General features: G+C 44.3%; 19 protein-coding genes. 13 read left to right on the forward strand and 6 right to left on the reverse strand.

The features are described 5' to 3' along the window. Positions 1-192 precede the first annotated feature (192 nt). The 4 genes from MHN02_RS06160 (at position 193) to MHN02_RS06175 (ending at position 3,606) form a co-directional block, all read left to right on the forward strand. On the forward strand, positions 193-1,101 hold the full coding sequence (locus MHN02_RS06160) for a hydrogen peroxide-inducible genes activator (protein ID WP_014948406.1): 909 nt from the start codon (positions 193-195) through the stop codon (positions 1,099-1,101). A gap of 257 nt (positions 1,102-1,358) precedes the next feature. Next, the gene (locus tag MHN02_RS06165) at positions 1,359-1,889 is read left to right on the forward strand and encodes a sigma-70 family RNA polymerase sigma factor (protein ID WP_014975762.1); all 531 of its coding nucleotides are present in this window, start codon (positions 1,359-1,361) and stop codon (positions 1,887-1,889) included. Continuing rightward, entirely contained in the window at positions 1,889-2,647 is a 759-nt protein-coding gene (locus tag MHN02_RS06170; protein ID WP_168462779.1) for a hypothetical protein, read from the forward strand. Before MHN02_RS06165 ends, MHN02_RS06170 begins: the two co-directional genes overlap by 1 nt. Before the next feature lie 17 nt (positions 2,648-2,664). Continuing rightward, on the forward strand, positions 2,665-3,606 hold the full coding sequence (locus tag MHN02_RS06175; RefSeq protein WP_014978448.1) for a hypothetical protein: 942 nt from the start codon (positions 2,665-2,667) through the stop codon (positions 3,604-3,606). Positions 3,607-3,704: 98 nt separating this feature from the next. On the opposite strand, the gene MHN02_RS06180 is transcribed toward MHN02_RS06175, so the two are convergent. From MHN02_RS06180 to MHN02_RS06190, 3 genes are all read right to left on the reverse strand, one after another. Further along, on the reverse strand, positions 3,705-4,232 hold the full coding sequence (locus MHN02_RS06180) for a hypothetical protein (protein WP_039224611.1): 528 nt from the start codon (positions 4,230-4,232) through the stop codon (positions 3,705-3,707). Between the two features lie 46 nt (positions 4,233-4,278). After that, on the reverse strand, positions 4,279-4,953 hold the full coding sequence (locus tag MHN02_RS06185; RefSeq protein ID WP_014948411.1) for a hemolysin III family protein: 675 nt from the start codon (positions 4,951-4,953) through the stop codon (positions 4,279-4,281). Positions 4,954-5,290: 337 nt separating this feature from the next. Continuing rightward, positions 5,291-5,743 (reverse strand): MarR family transcriptional regulator, encoded by a 453-nt coding sequence (locus MHN02_RS06190; RefSeq protein WP_075176036.1) that lies wholly within the window; start codon positions 5,741-5,743, stop codon positions 5,291-5,293. A 139-nt stretch (positions 5,744-5,882) separates the two neighbouring features. Here MHN02_RS06190 and MHN02_RS06195 point away from each other — a divergent pair, with 139 nt between their 5' ends. The 3 genes from MHN02_RS06195 to MHN02_RS06205 all read left to right on the forward strand — a co-directional run bounded on the left by MHN02_RS06195 (position 5,883) and on the right by MHN02_RS06205 (position 9,335). Further along, positions 5,883-6,311, forward strand: a complete 429-nt coding sequence (locus MHN02_RS06195; protein ID WP_014948414.1) for an organic hydroperoxide resistance protein — start codon at positions 5,883-5,885, stop codon at positions 6,309-6,311. A 220-nt stretch (positions 6,312-6,531) separates the two neighbouring features. Further along, positions 6,532-8,478, forward strand: coding sequence for a M1 family metallopeptidase (locus MHN02_RS06200; RefSeq protein WP_101563553.1), 1,947 nt, complete (start codon positions 6,532-6,534; stop codon positions 8,476-8,478). 320 nt (positions 8,479-8,798) lie between these two features. Next, positions 8,799-9,335 carry a redoxin domain-containing protein gene (locus tag MHN02_RS06205; protein WP_014975770.1) on the forward strand — a complete coding sequence of 179 codons (537 nt, stop codon included), beginning with the start codon at positions 8,799-8,801 and terminating at the stop codon, positions 9,333-9,335. Positions 9,336-9,465: 130 nt separating this feature from the next. Here MHN02_RS06205 and MHN02_RS06210 read toward each other — a convergent pair whose 3' ends face one another. Further along, positions 9,466-10,068: a YigZ family protein gene (locus tag MHN02_RS06210; protein WP_239245087.1), complete on the reverse strand. Its 603-nt coding sequence runs from the start codon at positions 10,066-10,068 to the stop codon at positions 9,466-9,468. A 322-nt stretch (positions 10,069-10,390) separates the two neighbouring features. Between MHN02_RS06210 and MHN02_RS06215 the strand changes: the two genes are divergently transcribed. Then, a complete protein-coding gene (locus tag MHN02_RS06215) occupies positions 10,391-10,714 on the forward strand; it encodes a DUF3718 domain-containing protein (protein ID WP_014978455.1) in 324 nt (107 codons plus the stop codon). 125 nt (positions 10,715-10,839) lie between these two features. Here MHN02_RS06215 and MHN02_RS06220 read toward each other — a convergent pair whose 3' ends face one another. Next, positions 10,840-12,138, reverse strand: coding sequence for a PAS domain-containing methyl-accepting chemotaxis protein (locus MHN02_RS06220; RefSeq protein WP_239245089.1), 1,299 nt, complete (start codon positions 12,136-12,138; stop codon positions 10,840-10,842). 209 nt (positions 12,139-12,347) lie between these two features. Between MHN02_RS06220 and MHN02_RS06225 the strand changes: the two genes are divergently transcribed. Beyond that, on the forward strand, positions 12,348-13,640 hold the full coding sequence (locus tag MHN02_RS06225; RefSeq protein ID WP_239245091.1) for a TMEM143 family protein: 1,293 nt from the start codon (positions 12,348-12,350) through the stop codon (positions 13,638-13,640). Between the two features lie 123 nt (positions 13,641-13,763). Here the strand turns inward: MHN02_RS06225 and MHN02_RS06230 are convergent, their stop codons facing one another. Continuing rightward, positions 13,764-14,681 (reverse strand): LysR family transcriptional regulator, encoded by a 918-nt coding sequence (locus MHN02_RS06230; protein WP_039224621.1) that lies wholly within the window; start codon positions 14,679-14,681, stop codon positions 13,764-13,766. Between the two features lie 238 nt (positions 14,682-14,919). Here MHN02_RS06230 and MHN02_RS06235 point away from each other — a divergent pair, with 238 nt between their 5' ends. The 4 genes from MHN02_RS06235 (at position 14,920) to sbcD (ending at position 19,854) form a co-directional block, all read left to right on the forward strand. Next, a complete protein-coding gene (locus MHN02_RS06235; protein ID WP_239245093.1) occupies positions 14,920-15,888 on the forward strand; it encodes an aldo/keto reductase in 969 nt (322 codons plus the stop codon). Next, positions 15,885-16,286: a heme-binding protein gene (locus tag MHN02_RS06240; RefSeq protein WP_230962216.1), complete on the forward strand. Its 402-nt coding sequence runs from the start codon at positions 15,885-15,887 to the stop codon at positions 16,284-16,286. The genes MHN02_RS06235 and MHN02_RS06240 overlap by 4 nt, the downstream gene beginning before the upstream one ends. A 19-nt stretch (positions 16,287-16,305) precedes the next feature. Beyond that, entirely contained in the window at positions 16,306-18,123 is a 1,818-nt protein-coding gene (locus MHN02_RS06245) for an alpha-amylase family glycosyl hydrolase (protein WP_168533295.1), read from the forward strand. Positions 18,124-18,336: 213 nt separating this feature from the next. Then, positions 18,337-19,854, forward strand: a complete 1,518-nt coding sequence (gene sbcD / locus MHN02_RS06250; protein WP_168533293.1) for an exonuclease subunit SbcD — start codon at positions 18,337-18,339, stop codon at positions 19,852-19,854.

Genomic DNA, 19,854 nt, shown 5'->3' on the forward strand with positions numbered 1-19,854 from the left:
TCAAAAGCTTCTTATAGATTGCACAATAAACAGAATTATCTACCTCTTTTTTAGGGTGTTGTATACGTACAGCTGCAAATAATAGAAGATCGCTCTCGTTAACCATGGGCATCAACCCTAGGCGCTATTTAATCTTTATGTTAGATTAATCCAATATTTTTTAATCCCTTTTTAAATAATTGTGAGATGCCCATGAAATGGCCTAATCTTAAGCACCTGCACTATTTGGTGACGCTACATCAAGAGCAACATTTTCATCGTGCTGCACAGCGCTGTAACGTAAGTCAGTCAACATTGAGTACGGCCATTCAGAACCTTGAAGAGCACTTCGGAAGCCAACTTCTTGAGCGTGAACATAAAACCTTTGTGTTTACATCGTTGGGACTAGATATCGTTGAACGCAGTAAAGTGCTACTTCAGGAAGCGGGAGAGCTGGTTGAGTATGCGCAAAACGCGGGCAATTGGCAGCGAGGCACCTTAAAACTAGGTGTTATTCCAACCATTGCGCCGTTTCTTTTTGAAGGCATGATGGGGGCGTTTTCTGCATTTTTACCCGAGATCAACTTGGAAATGCAGGAAGACACGACGGAGAAGTTGCTACAGCAATTGACCGACGGCAGATTAGACTTACTTATTCTAGCGTTGCCAATGGAAACACCAGGGTGTAAACAGATGGTCTTGGGGCATGACCCGTTCCATCTTATTGCGCACAAAGATATGGCTGAGCAACTACCTAATCCTGTCGACATTTCAACCCTGCCTAAAAAGAGTATTTTCTTACTTCAGCAAGAACATTGTATGACCGGGCATGCGGTGAGCGCGTGTAACCTTCAGCACAGCGACCAAATTAGCAGCGTAGCGGCAAGCAGCTTATATACCTTGGTGCAATTAGCGAATAGCAAAATGGGCTACACCTTCTTACCTGAACTTGCGATAAACCAGTCTATTCTTGAGCATACAGGTCTTAAGAGCTTCCCCGCTGAAGAGCAGGGGTTTCGCGAAATTGGCTTAGTATGGCGTTCAGGCACTACACGTATGCAGCTGTTTCGTCGTATCGGTGAAATTATCTCGCCACTGCTGCCTATTCCCACGTTAAAATAAGCTTGGCGCTGAGCGCGCTACCTTTCATATTTAGCTAAAGCGGTAGAGCCTGTAGGTTCAGCCGCTTTTTTATTGCTGACATCAATTATTGTCTTGTGCACCAACCCCAAAGAAGTTCTTCATCCATCGCTTAAAGCACAGTTTCATTGGCGTTATTCCCTAAATGACAATTTATTTATCAATTAAACAAACTTTTTTGCAAAGCCTATCGACTTAATGGTTAAGTAAAAAAACAGAGCGTAAAAACGGGGAACGGCGTGTTTAATAAACGAGATGAAAAACTCGTGGAACAGGCATTAAAGGGTAATAAAAAAGCGTGGTTTACGCTTATATCTCGCTACGAAACCGCTATGTATCAATACGGTATTCGAATGACAGGGAATAGCCATGATGCAGCAGATTTAATGCAGGAGATTTTTATCTCTGTGTTTCGCAGTCTTGCCTGTTTTAAAGGTGAGGGCAGTTTTAAAAGTTGGCTCTATCGCATTGCCCACTGCCGCTGTGTTGAGCTGTATCGCAAGCGAAAGCCGCATTCAGACATTGACGACATACAGGCGCCGCTTTGCGGTGCACCATGCCCAGAAATGCAGCTTTATAGCGACCGAGAGAGTAGAGCGTTAACGCAGGCTATGCAGACTTTACCTTTAGGCCAAAAAGCGGTGGTGGAATTGAAATTCTTCGGCCACTTCACGTTCGAAGAAATTGCACAGCAAATGGATATCTCAGTAAATACCGCTAAGTCGCGACTTTACGCAGCCTTGGCAAAGTTGAAGTTGGAGTTGGAATAATGACCTTATATGACAAAGAAGCCTTATTCTCAGCTTATCTGGACAACTCGCTTGATAGCGAGCAGGAAAAGCAGTTTAACGCGTTGTGCGATTCAGATGCTGAGTTCGCGCAGGCGGTAGAAAATAGCGCCCGTTTGAACAGCGCAAGCTCAAGCTTCGTTGCTCCGGCACTTCCCCAGTGGGACAAAGAACAGACCTTTTTTAAGAAAGATGAACCACGTTCGCTGTCGTCTTGGTTTAGCTTGCCAGCGTGTGCCATGGCCATGTCGGCCTGTGCGCTGTTAGCCGTACTCACCGGCGCAAAGCTGTCGTATAGCGATAACGGTATAGCGCTTACGTTTTCAAACAAAAGCGCCAACACAGTGGATGAAATGGTTGAGCAGCGCGTTACGCAAGAAGTTGCTAAAGCTTTAGGTGAGCAACGTGATTTCTATCAACAAGCAAACCAAACACTATTCAAAGAATACGCTCAGGCGCTATCTACACAGCAGCAACAAAGCAGTGCAGAGCTTACTAAGTACTTGTTAGCGTCGAGTAGAGAAGAACGCAAACACGACTTTGCCGAGCTTATTAAATTTATTAACGAGCAGCGTATTGACGATCAAAGATTCTATGCACGCCAATTTACGCGTCTACAGGATGAAATTGATGACATTGAAATAGGGTACAGCGCGGTAAGTTTATCTAACAGCCGTTCTGAAGTGCCATTAACCATGCCATATGAAACAAACAATCCACAGTCGTCGCTAGATGATTAATGTAATTAGGTGAAATTATGAAACGTTTATTAACTGCTTTACTACTTTGCTCTGCTGCTGGTGGTCTTGCGAACGCACAAAGTGCGCAAAAATATGACACGCTATCGAATGAATTAGAAATAATGTCTGGGGTACTCAAAACGTCCTTACGACAAAATGCCGCAACTGATTCTTGGAGAGTGAGTCAAATTGAAACCAGCTATCTTGCTGGGCAGGGGGCGGTATTTACTTTTTCAGTAAGAGGCCAAAGCGGTAACTGGGTACGAGAGATAGAAACGCTGGTAGAAGGATTAGTTGCCACCGTACCACCTGCACCGCCTGCACCACCAGTTCCGTCTGCAAATTCGTTTAGTGATGTAGATGACATTGTGTTTGAAGCAGCCAGAGAGTGGGAAGCTTACGCAGAAGAAACCAGCCATCGTTTTTCTCAGGCGTTTGCTGACAACAATAGTCGCTTACGCGACTTGCGCAACATGCAGCGTGAACTTGCCTGGGAAGCAAGAGAAGTAGAGCGTGAACTGCGAGATATTACCTTTGAATTGCGTCACGCTGACGAGGCGCGAAAAAAAGAATTACTCGCGCAAAAAGAGCAGTCTGGAGAGCAGCTTAAGCAATTAGAAGCGAAAGAAAAAAGCATGAAGGATGAACTTAAAGCAATTGAAAAAGAGCAGACTAAACAAATGGAGGCGCGTAAAGCGCAGCAGCAGCAAGCTTACAAAACGTTTCTGGCCGGTTTTGAGTCGGGCATGAGCGAGACCTTATGCAGATTTGGGTCAGGCTTACGCGGTCTGCCGGAAAATGAACATATCAGCATGGTGCTGAAAGATTTTGAGATGGACGAGAGCCGCGAGCGCAAAGACCGAATTTATGTATTTACTCGTGCTGATATAGTGCGCTGTGTTCAAGAAAAAATAGACGCGAATAAACTTCTCACCAACGCTAATATTTATCAGTTTTAAATAAATAAGCTCGGCGCACTTATGAACGCTTTGCTTTGTTAAAACAGCACGCGCGCCTTCGTTGATGAACGTTGATAACGAAGGCGCTTTTTATTGGCCTACATTTTAGGTGCAATATGCCCTAATTCTGCTGCCCATGTGAGTTCAGATCTCTTAAGGTTATTTGCCGCACTAGCGCCAAAGCTGTGCAGCGCATTGTAAGCGCTATTAGATGGAACACGGCAATAGTGGCAAAGTGCATAGAATAAAAGGCTACAGCGATGCTGTGAGCCATCGCAGTGTAAGTATATCTTCGCTCCTTCGGTCAACATTTGAGATAGTTCATGAAGGTATTGATGAAGATGCGTATCCTCAGTAGGCGATTCTGACGATGGATGTACAAAGGGAACCCATAGCCACTCTAGCCCAGCTGCGACAGAATTGTCGCGTATAACTGGCGCATGTTCTTCACTGGTCTGAACCGTTGCAATATGGGTAACACCCAGTGACTTAAGGCGTTCAAAGTCACTTTCAACGGGCTTTTTACCCAAGCATATTTGTCCTGCGTGTAGTGAAAACCACGCAATACCTGGTGTCAACGTAGTGCTGTTTTCCTTTTTCTCGGCGTCTTGCTTGTTTGTTAGCATAAGTTTTTACATGGTTTTGGCATAGCAGCTTAATTTGGGCCTTTTGTTAAACGACAAAATAATAAATTGAAAAGTAGTGGCAGCTACATCCGCCAATCACGAACATGTGCCAAATTGCATGGGTGTACTTTACCTTTTTTGCCACGTAAAAGCACACGCCTACACTGAAACACAGCCCGCCTGCTACCAATAACCATAGGCCAGCACCGGGAAGGGCGACATAAAGAGGGTAGATAAGACCCAGTGCAATCCATCCCATCAGCAAATAAGTCATCACGGATACCTTTGGGAAACGGTGCTGCGCGACGAGCTTAAACGCCACGCCGCCAATTGCCAAGCTCCAGATAATCGCGGTCATAGTAATACCCAACACGCCACCAATCGAAACCAGTAACAATGGTGTGTAAGTACCTGCTATCAATAAGTATATTGCGCTGTGGTCAAATAGCTTAAGCCATCCCTTTGCCTTTTGATGGGAAATGGCGTGATAAAGGGTTGAGCTTAAAAACACCAGAATGAGTGTAGAGCCATAAATAGCTGCAGTAGTTAACGCGAGCGTATCTTCCGCTCGATACAACATAAATACTAAACCCACGATAGCAGCAATAAAGCCAACCCCATGACTAATACTGTTCAGCCACTCTTCCAGTACAGAGTAGGCTTTTGCAGGAATGCTTTTTGATTGCGGCACAGCCTGTGTCTGAATCTGTTCTTGGATCATCACAGCTCCTGTTTTTTTATTTCTAAGAATAATGGGTAGTAAATGTCTTTAAAGCCTGTTGTCGCACTTTCTCGATAAGACATGCGATCATTTCAGCGACTAGCGCTTTCAATTGAAGCGCGCAGTTCAGCATTTTCCCTACTACGTCCACTAGGACAATTATAGCGCACACTTGTTCGCTCAATGCGAAAATAATAACAGAAAACGTCAAAAATCTGATGACAATCAGATTACAAAAAGAGGTTAAAATACCAATACGCATAGATAATTGCCCACTCACAAGGCGCTGGCAAGTTTCCTAGCAAAGCGTGGGAATGTAGGGCTGAGTAGTGATTATCTATCCGGACTGGTTTAAATCTGCATTCTCGAAACAGCCGCCTAATTTGTCCAGTAGGACTTTTAACGTACGGCTTTCATCTGCAGTCATGCCATTGAGCTTGCAGAGCATCTGCGCAGGCACGTCTTCTGCTATGGCTTTCTTCTTCTTGCCCGTTTCAGTGAGTTGAACGCGCTTAACGCGTTTGTCGGCTTTATCTTTAGTGACAACTAAAAAGCCTTTGTCTTGTAGCTTTTTGAGAATCAGCGACATAGCACCACCGTCTATGGCCGTTCTGTCTAAAAGCTCGGCAATAGTAATGTCGTCATCTTCCCAAAGCGCCATTAAAGTCACATATTGAGGATAGGTGATATCCAGCGCTTTAAGAAGGGGGCGGTAAGCACGAGTGAATGCATTCGACAGCGTATAAAAACGGTGGCAAAGCTGATTTTCTAACTTCAATAATTCTGACATGACGCTTAACCCTTATCGATACGGCTTTTTCTTAACAATAATATTTTGCATACAAAGCACTTGATCTGCAAGTTGGTTTGGTGATAATTTATTTTGCATGCAAAGTAGTTGTTTAAATAAACCTATGAGGAGAGTAACTATGCATAAACTTCAACAAGTCGTTTATACCGGAAGTGCAACAGCAACAGGTGGTCGTGAAGGAACAGCGAAATCAAGTGATGGTAAGCTAGACCTTAAACTCTCTACACCCAAAGAATTGGGCGGTGCAGGTGGAGAAGGGACGAACCCTGAACAAATGTTCGCAGCGGGCTATTCGGCGTGCTTTATCGGTGCACTTAAGCATGTGGCTGCATCGCAAAAAATTAAGCTGGCCGATGACATTAGTGTAACTGGCAACGTTGCAATTGGACCTATTGAACAAGGCTTTGCTATTGCAGTAAAACTGACGGTAGATTTGGGCGATATGGACAAAGCACAAGCGCAAGGCTTGGTGGAAACTGCGCATCAAGTATGCCCATACTCAAATGCGACCCGCGGTAACATTGAAGTAGATATTAGCCTTGCTTAATTAAACGGCAAACGAGTCAGCGGTTAACGCAGATAGTTAATGCCCTTGTCGGATAGCTACGCCTTCGTCAGATGGCGTAGCTATCCTGCACTTATTCATGTTAACCCTTACTGCTTTTCGAAATATAGCGCAGTTACAACGCAGCTCTTCGAATTAGAGTCGCCAGTCATATAACAGATTGATACACTGAGGTCGTATCAATCATCCTTTAGGAAGTTATATGAAAAAATACGGATTACTGGCTACATTCGTATGCGCGCCTGTTTTGTTCGCATGCAGCGACAACAGCAATGTAGACGCAGCCAAGACAGACAAAGATCAAGCCGTCAGCGTAGGCTCGACTTCAGACACTGAAGCACAAAATGTTGCAGTAGCAAACCAAGCTGACGCGGCTATTGCCTCTGGGGTAGATTATCACTCCTTCGCGAACCCTAATGAAATTCGGGTTACCCATCTCAGCCTAAACCTAACTGCAAACTTTGAGACCAAGCAGCTTGTTGGCGACGTAACGCTTGATGTAAAGCGTGAAAAGCCCGACAACAACACATTGGTGTTAGATACGCGAGCATTGGACATTCAAAGTGTTACCGTAGACGGTGAAAGTGTTCCTTTTGAAATGGGAGAGGTTGACCCTGATTTAGGTACACCTCTTACGATTACGTTACCTAGTTCCGCAAACGCAGTAACGGTTGCGTATTCAACCTCACCTGAAGCGTCTGGCGTACAATGGTTAACGCCAGCGCAAACTGCAGGTAAAAAGCACCCGTTCCTGTTTACCCAAGCGCAAGCGGTTCACGCGCGAAGCTTCATTCCGCTTCAAGACTCACCGCAAGTACGCGTAACCTATGACGCGACCATTAAGACACCTGAAGCGCTGTTGGCGGTGATGAGTGCGTCAAACGATCCTACCACCGAGCGCGATGGTGAATATGAGTTCACCATGCCGCAGCCTATCCCTTCGTATCTTATTGCGTTGGCTATAGGTGATTTAGAATTTAAAGCCATGGGTGAGCGTACAGGTGTGTATGCTGAGCCTGCGTTACTTGAAAGTGCAGCGAAAGAATTTGAAGACACTGAGGCGATGTTAGAAGTAACAGAAGAAACCTATGGACCTTACCAGTGGGACCGTTACGATCTATTAATTCTACCGCCGTCATTCCCGTTTGGTGGTATGGAAAACCCTCGTTTGTCGTTTATCACCCCAACGGTCATTGCTGGTGATAAAAGCTTGGTTTCATTGATTGCTCATGAACTGGCGCACAGCTGGTCTGGGAACACAGTAACAAATGCAACATGGCGTGATCTGTGGTTAAACGAGGGCTTCACAACCTACTTAACTTACCGAATTATGGAAATGATCTACGGTCACGATCGTTTCAAAAAAGAAGCGGTGCTCGGTTATCAAGACCTGGAGAATGATGTTGCTGCATTAGAGGAAAATGATGAGATCCTGGCTATTGACCTTCGTGGTCGCAATCCGGACGATGTTTTCTCAAATATTCCCTATGAAAAAGGCGCACTGTTCTTACGTGAAATTGAACAAAAGATCGGCCGAGAAAACTTTGATGCTTTCTTAATGCAGTACTTTAAAGACTTTGCTTTTAAGAGCATTACTACCGACACCTTTATTGCTTATTTAGATGATACTTTGTTAAAGCAGTATCCAGATAAGTTAGACGCGGAGCGCATCCAAACGTGGATTTTTGAACCAGGCATTCCCGAGGGAGCGCCACAGCCAGAATCTGATGCGTTCACTAAAATCGATGACACACGAAGAGCTTGGCTTTCTGGCGACGTGAAAGCGGCGGATATTGAAACCGCGCAGTGGACTGTACACGAGTGGCTATATTTTCTAAACAACATGCCTGAATCGCTAAGCAACGCACAGCTGGCTGAGCTAGATTCAGCGTTTTCACTCACCTCGACTAAAAACAACGAAATTGCTCATAGCTGGTTGATGATCGCAGTAGAGAATAACTATCAGCCTGCCTATGATCGTTTGTATAGCTACTTGGTGTCGATAGGGCGCAATAAGCTTGTTAAGCCCCTTTATCGCGAGCTATCAAAAACACCTGAAGGCAAGGCGTTTGCTAAACGCGCATTTGAAGAAGCGAAACCGGGCTATCACCCACTTACAGTGAAAGCTAATGAAGGCTATGTGAACTAAGACTTTATTAGACTCATGCGAACCGGTCTCGATAAGAAGACCTTCGTTTTTGTGATAACGACAGTAAAGGTCTACGTTTGTAGGTTTCCGTTACTTGGCTAAAAAATAAAAGCAGCTCAATTGAGCTGCTTTTTTTGTGTCTGTTACTGGTATAGAAAACGCGAGAGGAAAAATAATAAAAATTTGAACAATTGTTCAAATAAACGATCTGAAAGTTGGGTACAACGTATAGAATTTTACTTTGATGTGTATCTGTACAAAGCAGTTTATCGCGATCTCGCTTGTACTTTGAAGGATTAAACCGACTTTAAGGAGTTTTTATGTATACGCAAAAAATGCATCCAGCAACGACATTTCCCGATGTCTCAGCAACCCTATCCACAGGGGAAACGGTGTCGCTTACCAATAAAGAAGAGGGATGTGATTGGAAAATGGTGGTTGTTTATCGCGGTAAACACTGCCCAATATGTACTAAATTCCTGAACAAATTAGAAGATTATAAAGGTCGTCTACGTGAGCTCAATATTGATTTGGTGGCTGTAAGTGGTGACAGCAAAGCACAGCTCGATGAGCATCTAGACGACCTGTCGATTACGTTCCCTATTGCTTACGGTCTCTCGCAAGAAGATATGGAAAAACTTGGGCTATACATCTCCAAGCCGCGTTCAGATAAAGAAACCGACCACAATTTTGCTGAACCTGCGCTATTTGTAGTGAATGAAAAAAACGACATTCATATTGCTGAAATAGCAAACGCGCCGTTTGTGCGCCCTGACTTAGAGCAACTTGTATCAGGCTTGGAGTTTATACGTAACCCAGATAACAACTACCCCATTCGAGGCACCTTTAAAGGATAAGGTTAACAGGCCCTAGTTATGTGTGATTAAAAGGTAAGGCTCTGGTGGTTTTCAGAGCCTTTTTTATTTACATATAGAAACCATCAAAAGCTAGCCCTAATTTTATCACTTGCTTATTGTTTTCTAGGACTTACTCGTTTTCAACTGACACTGAAAAAGCAATGGGGGCCATCTGCTTTTTAAAGTCTTGAAGTGCATCTAAAGGTAGCTCAACATTTATTACCACGCTGCTTCCATAGTTACAGTTCGCAATTTTACCTTGAGCTTGCTCTACCAAGTGACGTACAAACTGCTCATGTTTGAAATCGATGTCTACGCTAAGCGGTTCCAGCTTTATCTCTTGTCTTACCTCAAGAGCATCTATGGCTTGCTGTGCTGCAGCCGAGTAAGCCCTTACCAATCCCCCCGCACCTAATTTAATTCCGCCAAAATAACGCGTGACAATAATCATGATGTCGCCGATATCTTTGTGCTGGAGTACATTTAATATGGGTTTACCGGCAGTGCCGCTAGGCTCGCCGTCATCAGCCATCGCCGCGCTACTTGGCGAGTTAGGGTTGCCAAAAACATAAGCCCAGCAATGGTGTCTGGCGTCGGGATACCGTTGTTTCACACTATCTAAAAGCGCCATTGCACTTTCACGAGAATTTGCAAAGCCGGCACAAGCAATGAATTTGCTTTTCTTAATTTCGTACAGGGTTTCAACCTGTTTAGCTGGAACGGGATAAGTCATCAGCGCATTGTAAGCTAAGACAATTTTTTATTTAAGCCAAATAAGGTAAGCAGTGTGTTTTATCGCTCAATAAAACGAAATTTTAGACGACGATAGGCTCAGATAGAACGCAGTGGTCAAAAATACTACTATTTGGCGAATTATCTTGAAAGGTCGTATTTCGTTTACTGTTCTAGCGGGGGCTTATTTCTGGGTTTGTAGTTAAGTTTTTGAATTTAAATAGCTTTGTAAAGTTGGCGCAGTGATTGTAATAGTGAATATGAGTGTGGCCAAGGCGTAACGCCACAACAACGTAACTTCGTCCCAATAAGGAAATCATGCTATGAAATCACGTATTACTGCTATCGCTATTGTTGCTCTTACCTCTGTGTTCACCGGAAGTGCTTTAGCTTCTGTAGAATTTAAGCCTACCGACGATTCGGTCACCTCTAACCTTTGCGTTGCTGCCGCTACCGGGAACAAGTGGAAGCTACATGAACAAATTAAAGAATCTGCGCTAGATAAAAAGTACGTAGCACAGGACATGACGTGTAACGGACTATCTGTCGCTGCGTTTGTTGATCAATATGGCAAGAACGGGGACAGCATCAAGAAATACCTGAATATTCAACAGCAGCAGATTGCTAGCGTGGTGCACGCAAAATAACCCCCACAATTAAACGGTGCTAGGCTTGTACGTATGCGTACGCGAAAAATCGTTTGTGTGAAAAAGCGGATTAAAAAAGGGCTGTCGATGATACAACAGCCCTTTTTACTAATTTAACATGACTGCTAGCGTAGAATACCTGATACAGTTTCAGATACATTCAATGCGCCTTTTTGAATTTCATCAATAATGCTTTGCACTTGCGCAATCTGTTGACTATTTTGGTCAACACTGTCTTTAACGCCTGCCATTTTCTTCGTGGATTTGTCAGCAAGCTTTCTGTTCTCTGCCACTACACTTTCAATTTCCACAGTCGAATCGCTGGTACGTTGCGCTAGCTGCCTCACTTCATCTGCTACTACAGCAAATCCTCTACCTTGATCGCCTGCACGTGCAGCTTCAATAGCGGCATTTAGTGCTAAAAGGTTGGTTTGCTCAGCAATGCCACTAATCGTTGTCACAATGGTTTCAATTTTTAGCGATTGCTCACTCAGTTCGTGCATAAGTTGATTGGTTTGCTCAACTTCTAACATGGCTGTATTGAAAATCTCAACGCTTCGTTGAAGTGACGAGGCTCCTTCATGGGCAATTTGAGATGTCTCTTCTGCCGTTGATACTGCGAGTTCCGCCGCCTGTGCGATTGCATTCTTTTCGTTAATTGCATCGGTAATGTTAGATGCAAATTTAATAACTTTTACCACTCGGCCCGAAGCGTCAAACACGGGGTTGTACGTTGCTTCCAACCACAATGCGTTACCGTGCGCATCTACGCGCTCAAACTGGCCTGAAGAGAAATTACCGCGGGCAAGGTTATCCCAAAAATTAGGATTTTCTTGATAAAACTTATCGCGACAGAACATGCGATGGTGTTTACCTTGAATGTCGGCCAAACTGTATTTCACTGTTGCAGTAAAATTCTCATTTGCCGTGATAATTGTTCCATCAGGATGAAACTCAATCACCGCCATCGACTTGTTTAGTGCGTCAGTCACTGCTTTACCAGCAAAATAGGCGTTTTCATGTTCAGTGATATCGTGGTAAATGGCATGAATTTCTGTAACGCCATGCTTATTCACCGCTACGTAGCTTGCCTTAAGCCACTTCGTTTCACCTAACGCCGATTTTCTTGCAACCGTGTCGCTAAAGCTGCCGCCATTGACCAAGTGTTGCCAAAACGATTTGTACTGTGACTCAGGTTCAACACCTTCAACGCGCATTGCCGCATGGGAAAACGACGTTGCGGTTGAATTTGGGTAATCCAAAATGGAAAGTAATATGGGAGAGGCAAATGTGCACTGTCCATCGGTACTATAAATGGCATAGGCCATTGTGTTTTTGAATGCATCCAGCGTACCAAGCAAGCCTTGGCTCTCGTCCCTAAGAGCCGAAATGTCATTATTGTATCGAGAACTTGATACGAACATAACGTCTCCGAAAATTACAAGTATAATTAAGAATTAGTGTAGTCTATGTTAACTATATTTAACATTTATGTCGTTTAGACATTAGGCGAAGCCTATGTCTAAGGCATTATCAATTAGACTTAATTTATCTATAAGTGGTTGTTTTCATTGTTACAGTACGGTAACTATTTCCATCTAACAAGAAACATACGAACTAATAAGACCACTCGATGCCATTAGAACGCTTTATCCCATTTCGCAAACATGATGTTAGTAGATTGTGTGAAAACGTAATTGTGCAAGAGAGGACTCTTTTTCGTACGTTCTCAACATTGCTCGTTAATCGCATACACTATCAATATCATGAGCAACTTGAGGGTCTGAAAGATAGCTATAACGATTTTGACCCAAACAAAGACACCCGCGATCTTACACCTTCAAGTGAAGCTACGAGAAAGCAAAGCCAAAAGGCGTTTTCGAGTGCGTTTGCCAATCTATTAAACGCAGCCAATTTTGAAAAAGTCACAAACGAAGATTTAGAAGCAGCATTAAACGAAGAGTCGCTGTTTAAAGTGCGCCTTGCGGTTAGCTTCGAAGACTTTGAAGATGTGGTGTTTTATCGACGGGGCGAGTCGGTAAAAACTGAAACGCTGCGTACTTTTTTCGGGTTGCGAAAAAAGCAGGTGTCATTTACCAACTACGACAAAGTGGCTGTTTATATCACTTTTAAAAATGAAGCCTACTTCAAAGAGAAAGGGCAAACGCCAGTTACCTTTAAACCTGGTTCCACCATAGTAAAGCTTTTCCAAAACGTACCTAAAGCAGACTTGGAGATGCTGTTTCCCAATAGCGAAGTCAAAATGCGTCCGCTAGATAAGTTGATCATTAGTGCATCGGCGGCAATAGGTGGCACCGTGGTGCTAGTGACTAAGTTAGGCGCATCGCTACTTCTCATGGCATCTTTTCTGGCCTTTTGGCTTGGCTTTAAAGACGATGAAGTGGAATTGACTAAGCAAAGCCTAATAACTTTTGGTATTGGCATGGGTGTATTCGGCAGCTTTATCTTTAAGGAATGGACAAAGTTTAAAAACAGAAAAATCAGGTTTATGAAAGCCTTGTCTGACAATCTCTATTTTAAAAATTTAGACAATAATGCAGGCGTGTTTCATACGTTAATTGATGCAGCAGACGAAGAGGACTGCAAAGAAGCTTTGTTGGCTTATACATTTTTGCTGAAATGTAGTGAAGTGTCTGTAGAAGGTGGTGCTGCATTCTGCGCGGTGCGTGCAGAGCGCGAGATTGCCGCTGGTGGAATGACATTAGCAACGCTCGATAGTGTAATAGAAAGTTACTTTTCAGAAGAGCTTGATTGTGCGCTCGATTTCGACGTTACTGACGCTATTAATAAGCTGGTGGACATGGAACTAGTCGAACAATACGGCGATATTTTTGTGGCGCGGGCGCTTAACGATGCTGTGAAGATACTTGATGACTACTGGGATAATATTTATCAGCCTGTTTGATTGACCCTTTAACGTCGATAATAGTACGCCAAGGAATAATAAAGCCTAAGCGAAGCTTTCAAGCCTTATTGCTACTCATTACGCACGTGAATTGCGGAAGGTAAGCGCTGACAGTTTGAGTACTTATCCACTAAAATAACCTTCGTGTTGTGCTTGTTTAACTGTGTCTAAAAAGGCTTTTATTCTTAGCGATTGATGGGGGCGCTGTGGGTGCACAACAAACAGCTGACTGGTGCTTTTTATTGGAGGCTCACTCGGTGTCGACCCCTGCTTAATTTCTTCAAAAAGTGCGACCAGTTCACCCGCCTTACTATGCTTTTTCGCCACATAGCTTGGCAGTCTTGCAATGCCGCGGCCTTCCAGCACATGCTGAATGAGCGCCAGATTATCATTAAGTTTTAACCAGCCTTTAACCGCTGTGCGCTTACCGTTTATGAGCCAGTTATCTTGGTCGGGGCCGCAAAAGCACTGGTGCGCATCTAAATCGCTCAACACTTTGGGTGTGCCGGCTTGCTTAAGGTATTGCGGTGCTGCAACTATTGTGTGGCTATAAGTAAATAATGGCTTGGCCACCATATCTTGCGGCGGGTTGTTAGTAGAGCGAAACGCCAAGTCGAAATGACCTCGGTTTAAGTCGTGCCTTTGATAGCTGGTATCTAAATGGAACGAAACATCAGGATGCTGCTGCGAGAAGGAAAAACACAGTTCGCTTAACAAGTAGTGCGCAAACATATTCGGCGCCGTAATGGCGATAATTCCTTCTAGCTGCGTTTGCTCACGTACTAAATTTTGCTCTAGCTCTACCACGCTGCGATTAATCTTCTGTGTATCGGCGTACACTTGTTTACCTTCGTTGGTAAGACTTACTTGGCGTGTTGAGCGCTGCAGCAACTTTACGCCTAACGCAAGTTCAAGCTCCCTTATTTGCTCCGACAGGTAGCCCCTCGATATCTGCATTTTCTCTGCCGCAGCACCAAAGCTTAAGGTTTCTGCTACCGCACTAAACAGCATCAATCGCTCGACTTTTTTATGTGGTTTCATTGGCTTGTTACTTTTTACACGAGATTACATCGGAGATAAATATTCACAACATGCTCGAAAAACTGCGTCTTGAGCAACGTCACATCAGAAAATGTAGAGTTAATGATTATATATGGAATACAGCTATTCGCTATAAAGAATAATGATTTCGCTATTGTGCGCTGAAAGGTGGTAACTGCAAGCGTAAACTTGAGCTATCTGAAAGGCCTTTATTAATTCTTTTTTGCGAGCGGTGTATATGAAAAACCTTCCTCTAAATCAGTACATTTCACACGCCAGTCAGCTGGTTTACGGCTGTATGGCTATTGGTGGAGAGTGGGACTTTAACCCATTAACCAAAGATCAAACCCAGCATGCGTTTGCGGCGGTCGATGCTGCGCTAGAAGCCGGTATTACCGTGTTCGATCATGCTGATATATACCGAATGGGTAAAGCAGAACAAGCATTTGGTGAAGTGTTAAAAGCACGCCCTAACTTACGGGAAGAGATAGTGCTTCAGTCTAAATGTGGGATTCGTTTTGAAGATGAACACGGGCCCAAACGTTACGATTTTTCGAAAGACTGGATTGTCACTTCTGTTGAAAACACGCTTTCGCGATTAAATACGGAATATCTCGACCTGCTTTTGCTGCACCGCCCAGACCCATTGATGGAAGAAGAGGAGGTTGCCGCTGCATTTGATGCCTTGTTTGATAGCGGTAAGGTTAAGCACTTTGGCGTGTCGAATATGAGCGGCGTACAAATGCAGCATCTTAATCACTATATTAATCAGCCGCTTATTGCGAATCAGGTTGAGATGAGTCTTACTAACTTAGGCTTTGTGGATGAAGGTATTTATGTTGGTAACCCAGATGGGCAGCATGTGAACTTTACAGCGGGCACACTTCAATACGCAAAGCAAAACAACATTCAAATGCAGTCGTGGGGGCCAGCAAGCCAGGGTAGATATACCGGAGCACCCGCTGCGCTAACTGCGCAAGAAGAAGCGACTAAAAAACTCGTTGCGACCTTAGCGCAAAAATATGGTGTATCGCCCGAGGCAATCGTGTTGGCTTGGTTAATGCGCCACCCCAGCAACATTCAGCCAATTGTTGGTTCGGCAAACCCCAAGCGTATTAAAGCAAGTGCAGAAGCCGTTACAGTGACGCTTACTCGGGAAGACTGGTACGCATTGTACGTAAGTGCAAAAGGGGTGGAGTTACCATGATGGGTTCTATTTCTTTAACGCAAGCTCAATCAATGATTACAGATAGCATTCATTGGGCGCAAGAAAACAATCAACACATTGCTGTCGCTGTCGTAGACAGTGTGGGTGAGCTTATCGCGTTCTCTCGTATGGATGAAACTAGCCCGCAAACCTGTCTACTAGCGCAGAACAAGGCTTATACGGCAGCCAGAGACAGGCAAAAAACCAGTCAGCTTGCTGCGTGGGCAAAAGAAACGAGCAAAACCATTAACTTTTGGACCGACCCTCGCATCACAGGTATGGCGGGTGGTGTACCTGTAAAAGATAAGGCAGGCAAAGTAGTGGGTGCAATAGGAATTAGCGGTATGGCCGAGTTTGATGACGAAGCGCTAGCTCAAAATATTATTGCTCAGTTTTAACCTACTAAGGAACAGGTTGATGATTAAAAAAACATCTAAAATGACAATGGCCTATACCGCAATATTGCTTGCGTTAACTGCTTGCAGCCCATCTCTTAACAATAGAGACCCTAACAGCGGTGTGACGAACAGTGGCGAGAGCAACAATGCGGCACAGCCACAAAGTAGTTACCTAAAGCGCGACGTGCGCGAAGACGTCTTCTACTTCGTTATGCCAGACAGATTTAACAATGGCGATGTAAGTAACGACAGCGGGGCACCAAAAGGATCGATCTCTCACGGAGGTCTCGACACAACGTCTAAATGGGCGTTTCATGGTGGCGACATGGCGGGCATCGAACAAAAGCTGGATTACCTGAAATCTATGGGGATCACCGCTATCTGGATGACTCCTATTTTGCGTAATAAAGCGGTGCAGAAAGGCGGTTTTGCCCACCATGGATATTGGATAGTCGACTTCACCGAAATTGACCCTCACTTTGGCAGTAACGCCGATTTAAAGCGCTTGATTGACACTGCGCATAAAAAAGATATTAAAGTATTTTTCGATATCATTACTAACCATACGGCAGACGTGATTAAGTATGAAGAGTGCCACAACGCCGACGGTTCGTTTAAAAGTGGACTAGACCAGTGCACTTATCGCAGCTTGCAGGAAGTGAAAGAGCAAGGGACTTACCGTGCTTTTGTTCCAGAAAAAGAGCAGGGTGAGAAATTTCCAGAATGGCTAAACGATCCGCGCTTTTACCACAATCAAGGTGATACAACTTTTGAAGGTGAAAATAGTTTATATGGCGATTTTAATGGGTTAGATGATATCAATACTGAAGACCCTGAAGTGGTTAAAGGGATGATTGATATTTACACCAAGCTTATCAGTGAATTTAAACCAGACGGCTTTAGAATTGATACGGTAAGGCACGTTCAGTTGCCATTTTGGCAAGCATTCTCACCGGCAATTATGGCGCACGCTAAAGCTGAGGGAATTGAGAACTTTCATGTATTTGGTGAAGTGTATGACCCAAACCCTGAAGCGCTAAGTTCATTCACTACCGAGGGTAAACTTCCTGCCGTGCTTGATTTTGGATTTCAAAGTGCGGTGGGAGGCGTGTTCTTTGAAGACAAGCCAGTGTCGACCATTGAAACGCTGATAGCACAAGATCATCTTTACAATGACGAAGACAGCAACGTTAATCAACTGCTTACTTTTTTAGGCAATCACGATATGGGTCGCCCGGGCTTCTTCTTAAATAAGCATTTACCCAATGCGTCTAACGAAGAAAAGCTGCAGCGCAGTATGCTGGCACATGCCATGATGTTTTTCTCTCGCGGCGTACCCGTCGTTTACTATGGCGATGAGCAAGGCTTTAACGGTGATGGTAACGATGTGGATGCCAGAGACGATATGATGCCATCTAAGGTAGCTAGCTATAACGACAATACGTTGTTAGGTACTGAGCAAACCACCAAAAATGACAACTTCAACCCTCAGCACCCGCTGTACAAATCTATTGCAGAGTACGCTGCCATTCGCAAGCAGCAGCCGTTACTTCAATATGGAGTGCAAGAAAATAAGTTCTTTGATGATAAAAAGCAGGTGTTTGCCTTCGCCCGCGTAGCGAATGACACAATGCCAAACGGGGGCCTGGCGCAACAAAATGACGAAGCACTTTTAGTCGTGTTTAACGTGTCAGCCGAGCAGCAAACGGTAACGGTTTCTCAGCAGTATGAAAGCTACTTAGTTGTTTCAGGAGCCGCTAAAATTTCCGCTTCTGACAACGGTGAAACACAGATTACTCTGCCAGCTTTTAGCTTTGGGTTGTTTTCATCAAAATAATATCCTGAGCACCAGACGTTTATTAAAGCGTGTGGTGCCTCTTTTTTTACCTGCTCCCTGTGAACATGCAACACAGACAAACCATTGTCATAAAACCACAAAATCTCTATAGTTGCTGTACGGTGCGTTGATCAACATCGACACTCCATAGCAGCGCCATTGCGCCGAATGAGCATCTCTATCTCCAATGCAACAAGCCTGGTTCTCTTCTACATGAAAATATTGCATACGTCTGACTGGCATTTAGGTCAGAGTTTTTTTACGAAAAGTCGCAAAAATGAACATGCCGCTTTCCTTAAATGGCTTCTTCAACAAGTAGAAGTGCATCAAATAGATGCGATTATTGTCGCGGGCGATGTGTTCGACACGGGCACGCCGCCTAGCTATGCCAGAGAGCTCTACCATGCGTTTATTGGTGAGCTACAGGGCATGCAGTGTACACTGGTGGTGCTGGGGGGAAATCACGATTCAGTGTCGGTATTAAACGAAAGTAAGGCGCTACTGAAATACTTAAATTGCCACGTAATAGCCAGTACGTATGGCGATTTAAGTGAACAAGTCATTATGCTTAACGATCGCAATGGGCAGCCCTGTGCCGTACTGTGTGCCGTACCCTTTATTCGCCCACGTGATGTGCTTGTCAGTGAGGCAGGGCAAAGCGCCACTGACAAGCGTCAAGCGCTTGGCGATGCGATAAAGCAACATTATGGGGCGCTTTATAATGAAGCCCTGTCACTGCGCGCTTCAATTGAAGAAAAACAAGCAGAACAGGGCAGTGAAAATAGTGCTGCCATTCCTATTATTGCTACCGGGCACTTAACCGCTTTAGGCGTGAGTCAGTCAGAAAGTGTACGCGATATCTACATTGGCACCCTTGAAGGCTTTGACGCCAAAGGGTTTCCGCCCGCCGATTATATTGCACTTGGGCATATTCACAGGCCACAGAAAGTCGCTAAGACAGAACACATTCGCTATTCAGGCTCACCCATACCGCTAGGTTTTGATGAACTAAACACGCAAAAGCAAGTGGTGTTGGTTACGTTTGAAATAGAAAGCACAACGCCAACTATCTCAACGCTTCCGGTACCGCGCTTTCAGGCCATGGAAGTAATAAAAGGGGACTTAAAAGCTATAGAGGCGGCCATTAATAAGAGCGATGCCATCACGTTAGCTTCTCAAACAGATGATGCCGTTAGCGAATTGGATGAAGTAGATAAAGCCCTTAGCGAGTTTAATAAAACCATTAGCGCAACGGATAACGCCATTAGCTCTAAAGACCCAGTGTGGTTATGCATTGAAGTTGAAAAAGAAGACTATCTGACTGATCTACAGCAGCGTATTCAGGGCTTGTTAGAAGGGAAAAACGCTGAGATTTTACAGTTGAAACGCAAGCGTAAGCGCATGGTAAATAGCCTAACAGAAAAGCAAAACGTTCAGCTTAGTGAACTATCGGTAAACGATGTATTTGAAGCGCGTTTGGCATTGGAGAGCATAGAAGATAATACAACAAGTGAGTCGGCACCAACTGAGTCGGCACAAGCAACCCTGCTAGATGACGACCAAAGCACCCGAGCAATGGAACAAGCCGGTTCAGAGAAAAGCGCTTCACGCTTAAACCGGATAAGGCAGCTGTTCAATGAAGCAGTAGAGCAAGTGCACACCAATGATGAAGATACCGAAGTACCAGTAGAGACCTCATTGGCAAACACAACAGAAAATAAAGGCGAGTAA

This window comes from Alteromonas sp. CNT1-28 (assembly GCF_022348345.1).
Classification (GTDB): Bacteria; Pseudomonadota; Gammaproteobacteria; order Enterobacterales; family Alteromonadaceae; genus Alteromonas; species Alteromonas macleodii.

Bases quoted from the DNA above. Each gene is read 5' to 3' on its own strand.
- MHN02_RS06160 (WP_014948406.1), top strand. From the start codon at position 193: ATGAAATGGCCTAATCTTAAGCACCTGCACTATTTGGTGACGCTACAT.
- MHN02_RS06170 (WP_168462779.1), top strand. From the start codon at position 1,889: ATGACCTTATATGACAAAGAAGCCTTATTCTCAGCTTATCTGGACAAC.
- MHN02_RS06175 (WP_014978448.1), top strand. From the start codon at position 2,665: ATGAAACGTTTATTAACTGCTTTACTACTTTGCTCTGCTGCTGGTGGT.
- MHN02_RS06180 (WP_039224611.1), bottom strand. From the start codon at position 4,232: ATGCTAACAAACAAGCAAGACGCCGAGAAAAAGGAAAACAGCACTACG.
- MHN02_RS06185 (WP_014948411.1), bottom strand. From the start codon at position 4,953: ATGATCCAAGAACAGATTCAGACACAGGCTGTGCCGCAATCAAAAAGC.
- MHN02_RS06190 (WP_075176036.1), bottom strand. From the start codon at position 5,743: ATGTCAGAATTATTGAAGTTAGAAAATCAGCTTTGCCACCGTTTTTAT.
- MHN02_RS06195 (WP_014948414.1), top strand. From the start codon at position 5,883: ATGCATAAACTTCAACAAGTCGTTTATACCGGAAGTGCAACAGCAACA.
- MHN02_RS06200 (WP_101563553.1), top strand. From the start codon at position 6,532: ATGAAAAAATACGGATTACTGGCTACATTCGTATGCGCGCCTGTTTTG.
- MHN02_RS06205 (WP_014975770.1), top strand. From the start codon at position 8,799: ATGTATACGCAAAAAATGCATCCAGCAACGACATTTCCCGATGTCTCA.
- MHN02_RS06210 (WP_239245087.1), bottom strand. From the start codon at position 10,068: ATGACTTATCCCGTTCCAGCTAAACAGGTTGAAACCCTGTACGAAATT.
- MHN02_RS06215 (WP_014978455.1), top strand. From the start codon at position 10,391: ATGAAATCACGTATTACTGCTATCGCTATTGTTGCTCTTACCTCTGTG.
- MHN02_RS06220 (WP_239245089.1), bottom strand. From the start codon at position 12,138: ATGTTCGTATCAAGTTCTCGATACAATAATGACATTTCGGCTCTTAGG.
- MHN02_RS06225 (WP_239245091.1), top strand. From the start codon at position 12,348: ATGCCATTAGAACGCTTTATCCCATTTCGCAAACATGATGTTAGTAGA.
- MHN02_RS06230 (WP_039224621.1), bottom strand. From the start codon at position 14,681: ATGAAACCACATAAAAAAGTCGAGCGATTGATGCTGTTTAGTGCGGTA.
- MHN02_RS06235 (WP_239245093.1), top strand. From the start codon at position 14,920: ATGAAAAACCTTCCTCTAAATCAGTACATTTCACACGCCAGTCAGCTG.
- MHN02_RS06240 (WP_230962216.1), top strand. From the start codon at position 15,885: ATGATGGGTTCTATTTCTTTAACGCAAGCTCAATCAATGATTACAGAT.
- MHN02_RS06245 (WP_168533295.1), top strand. From the start codon at position 16,306: ATGATTAAAAAAACATCTAAAATGACAATGGCCTATACCGCAATATTG.
- sbcD (WP_168533293.1), top strand. From the start codon at position 18,337: ATGAAAATATTGCATACGTCTGACTGGCATTTAGGTCAGAGTTTTTTT.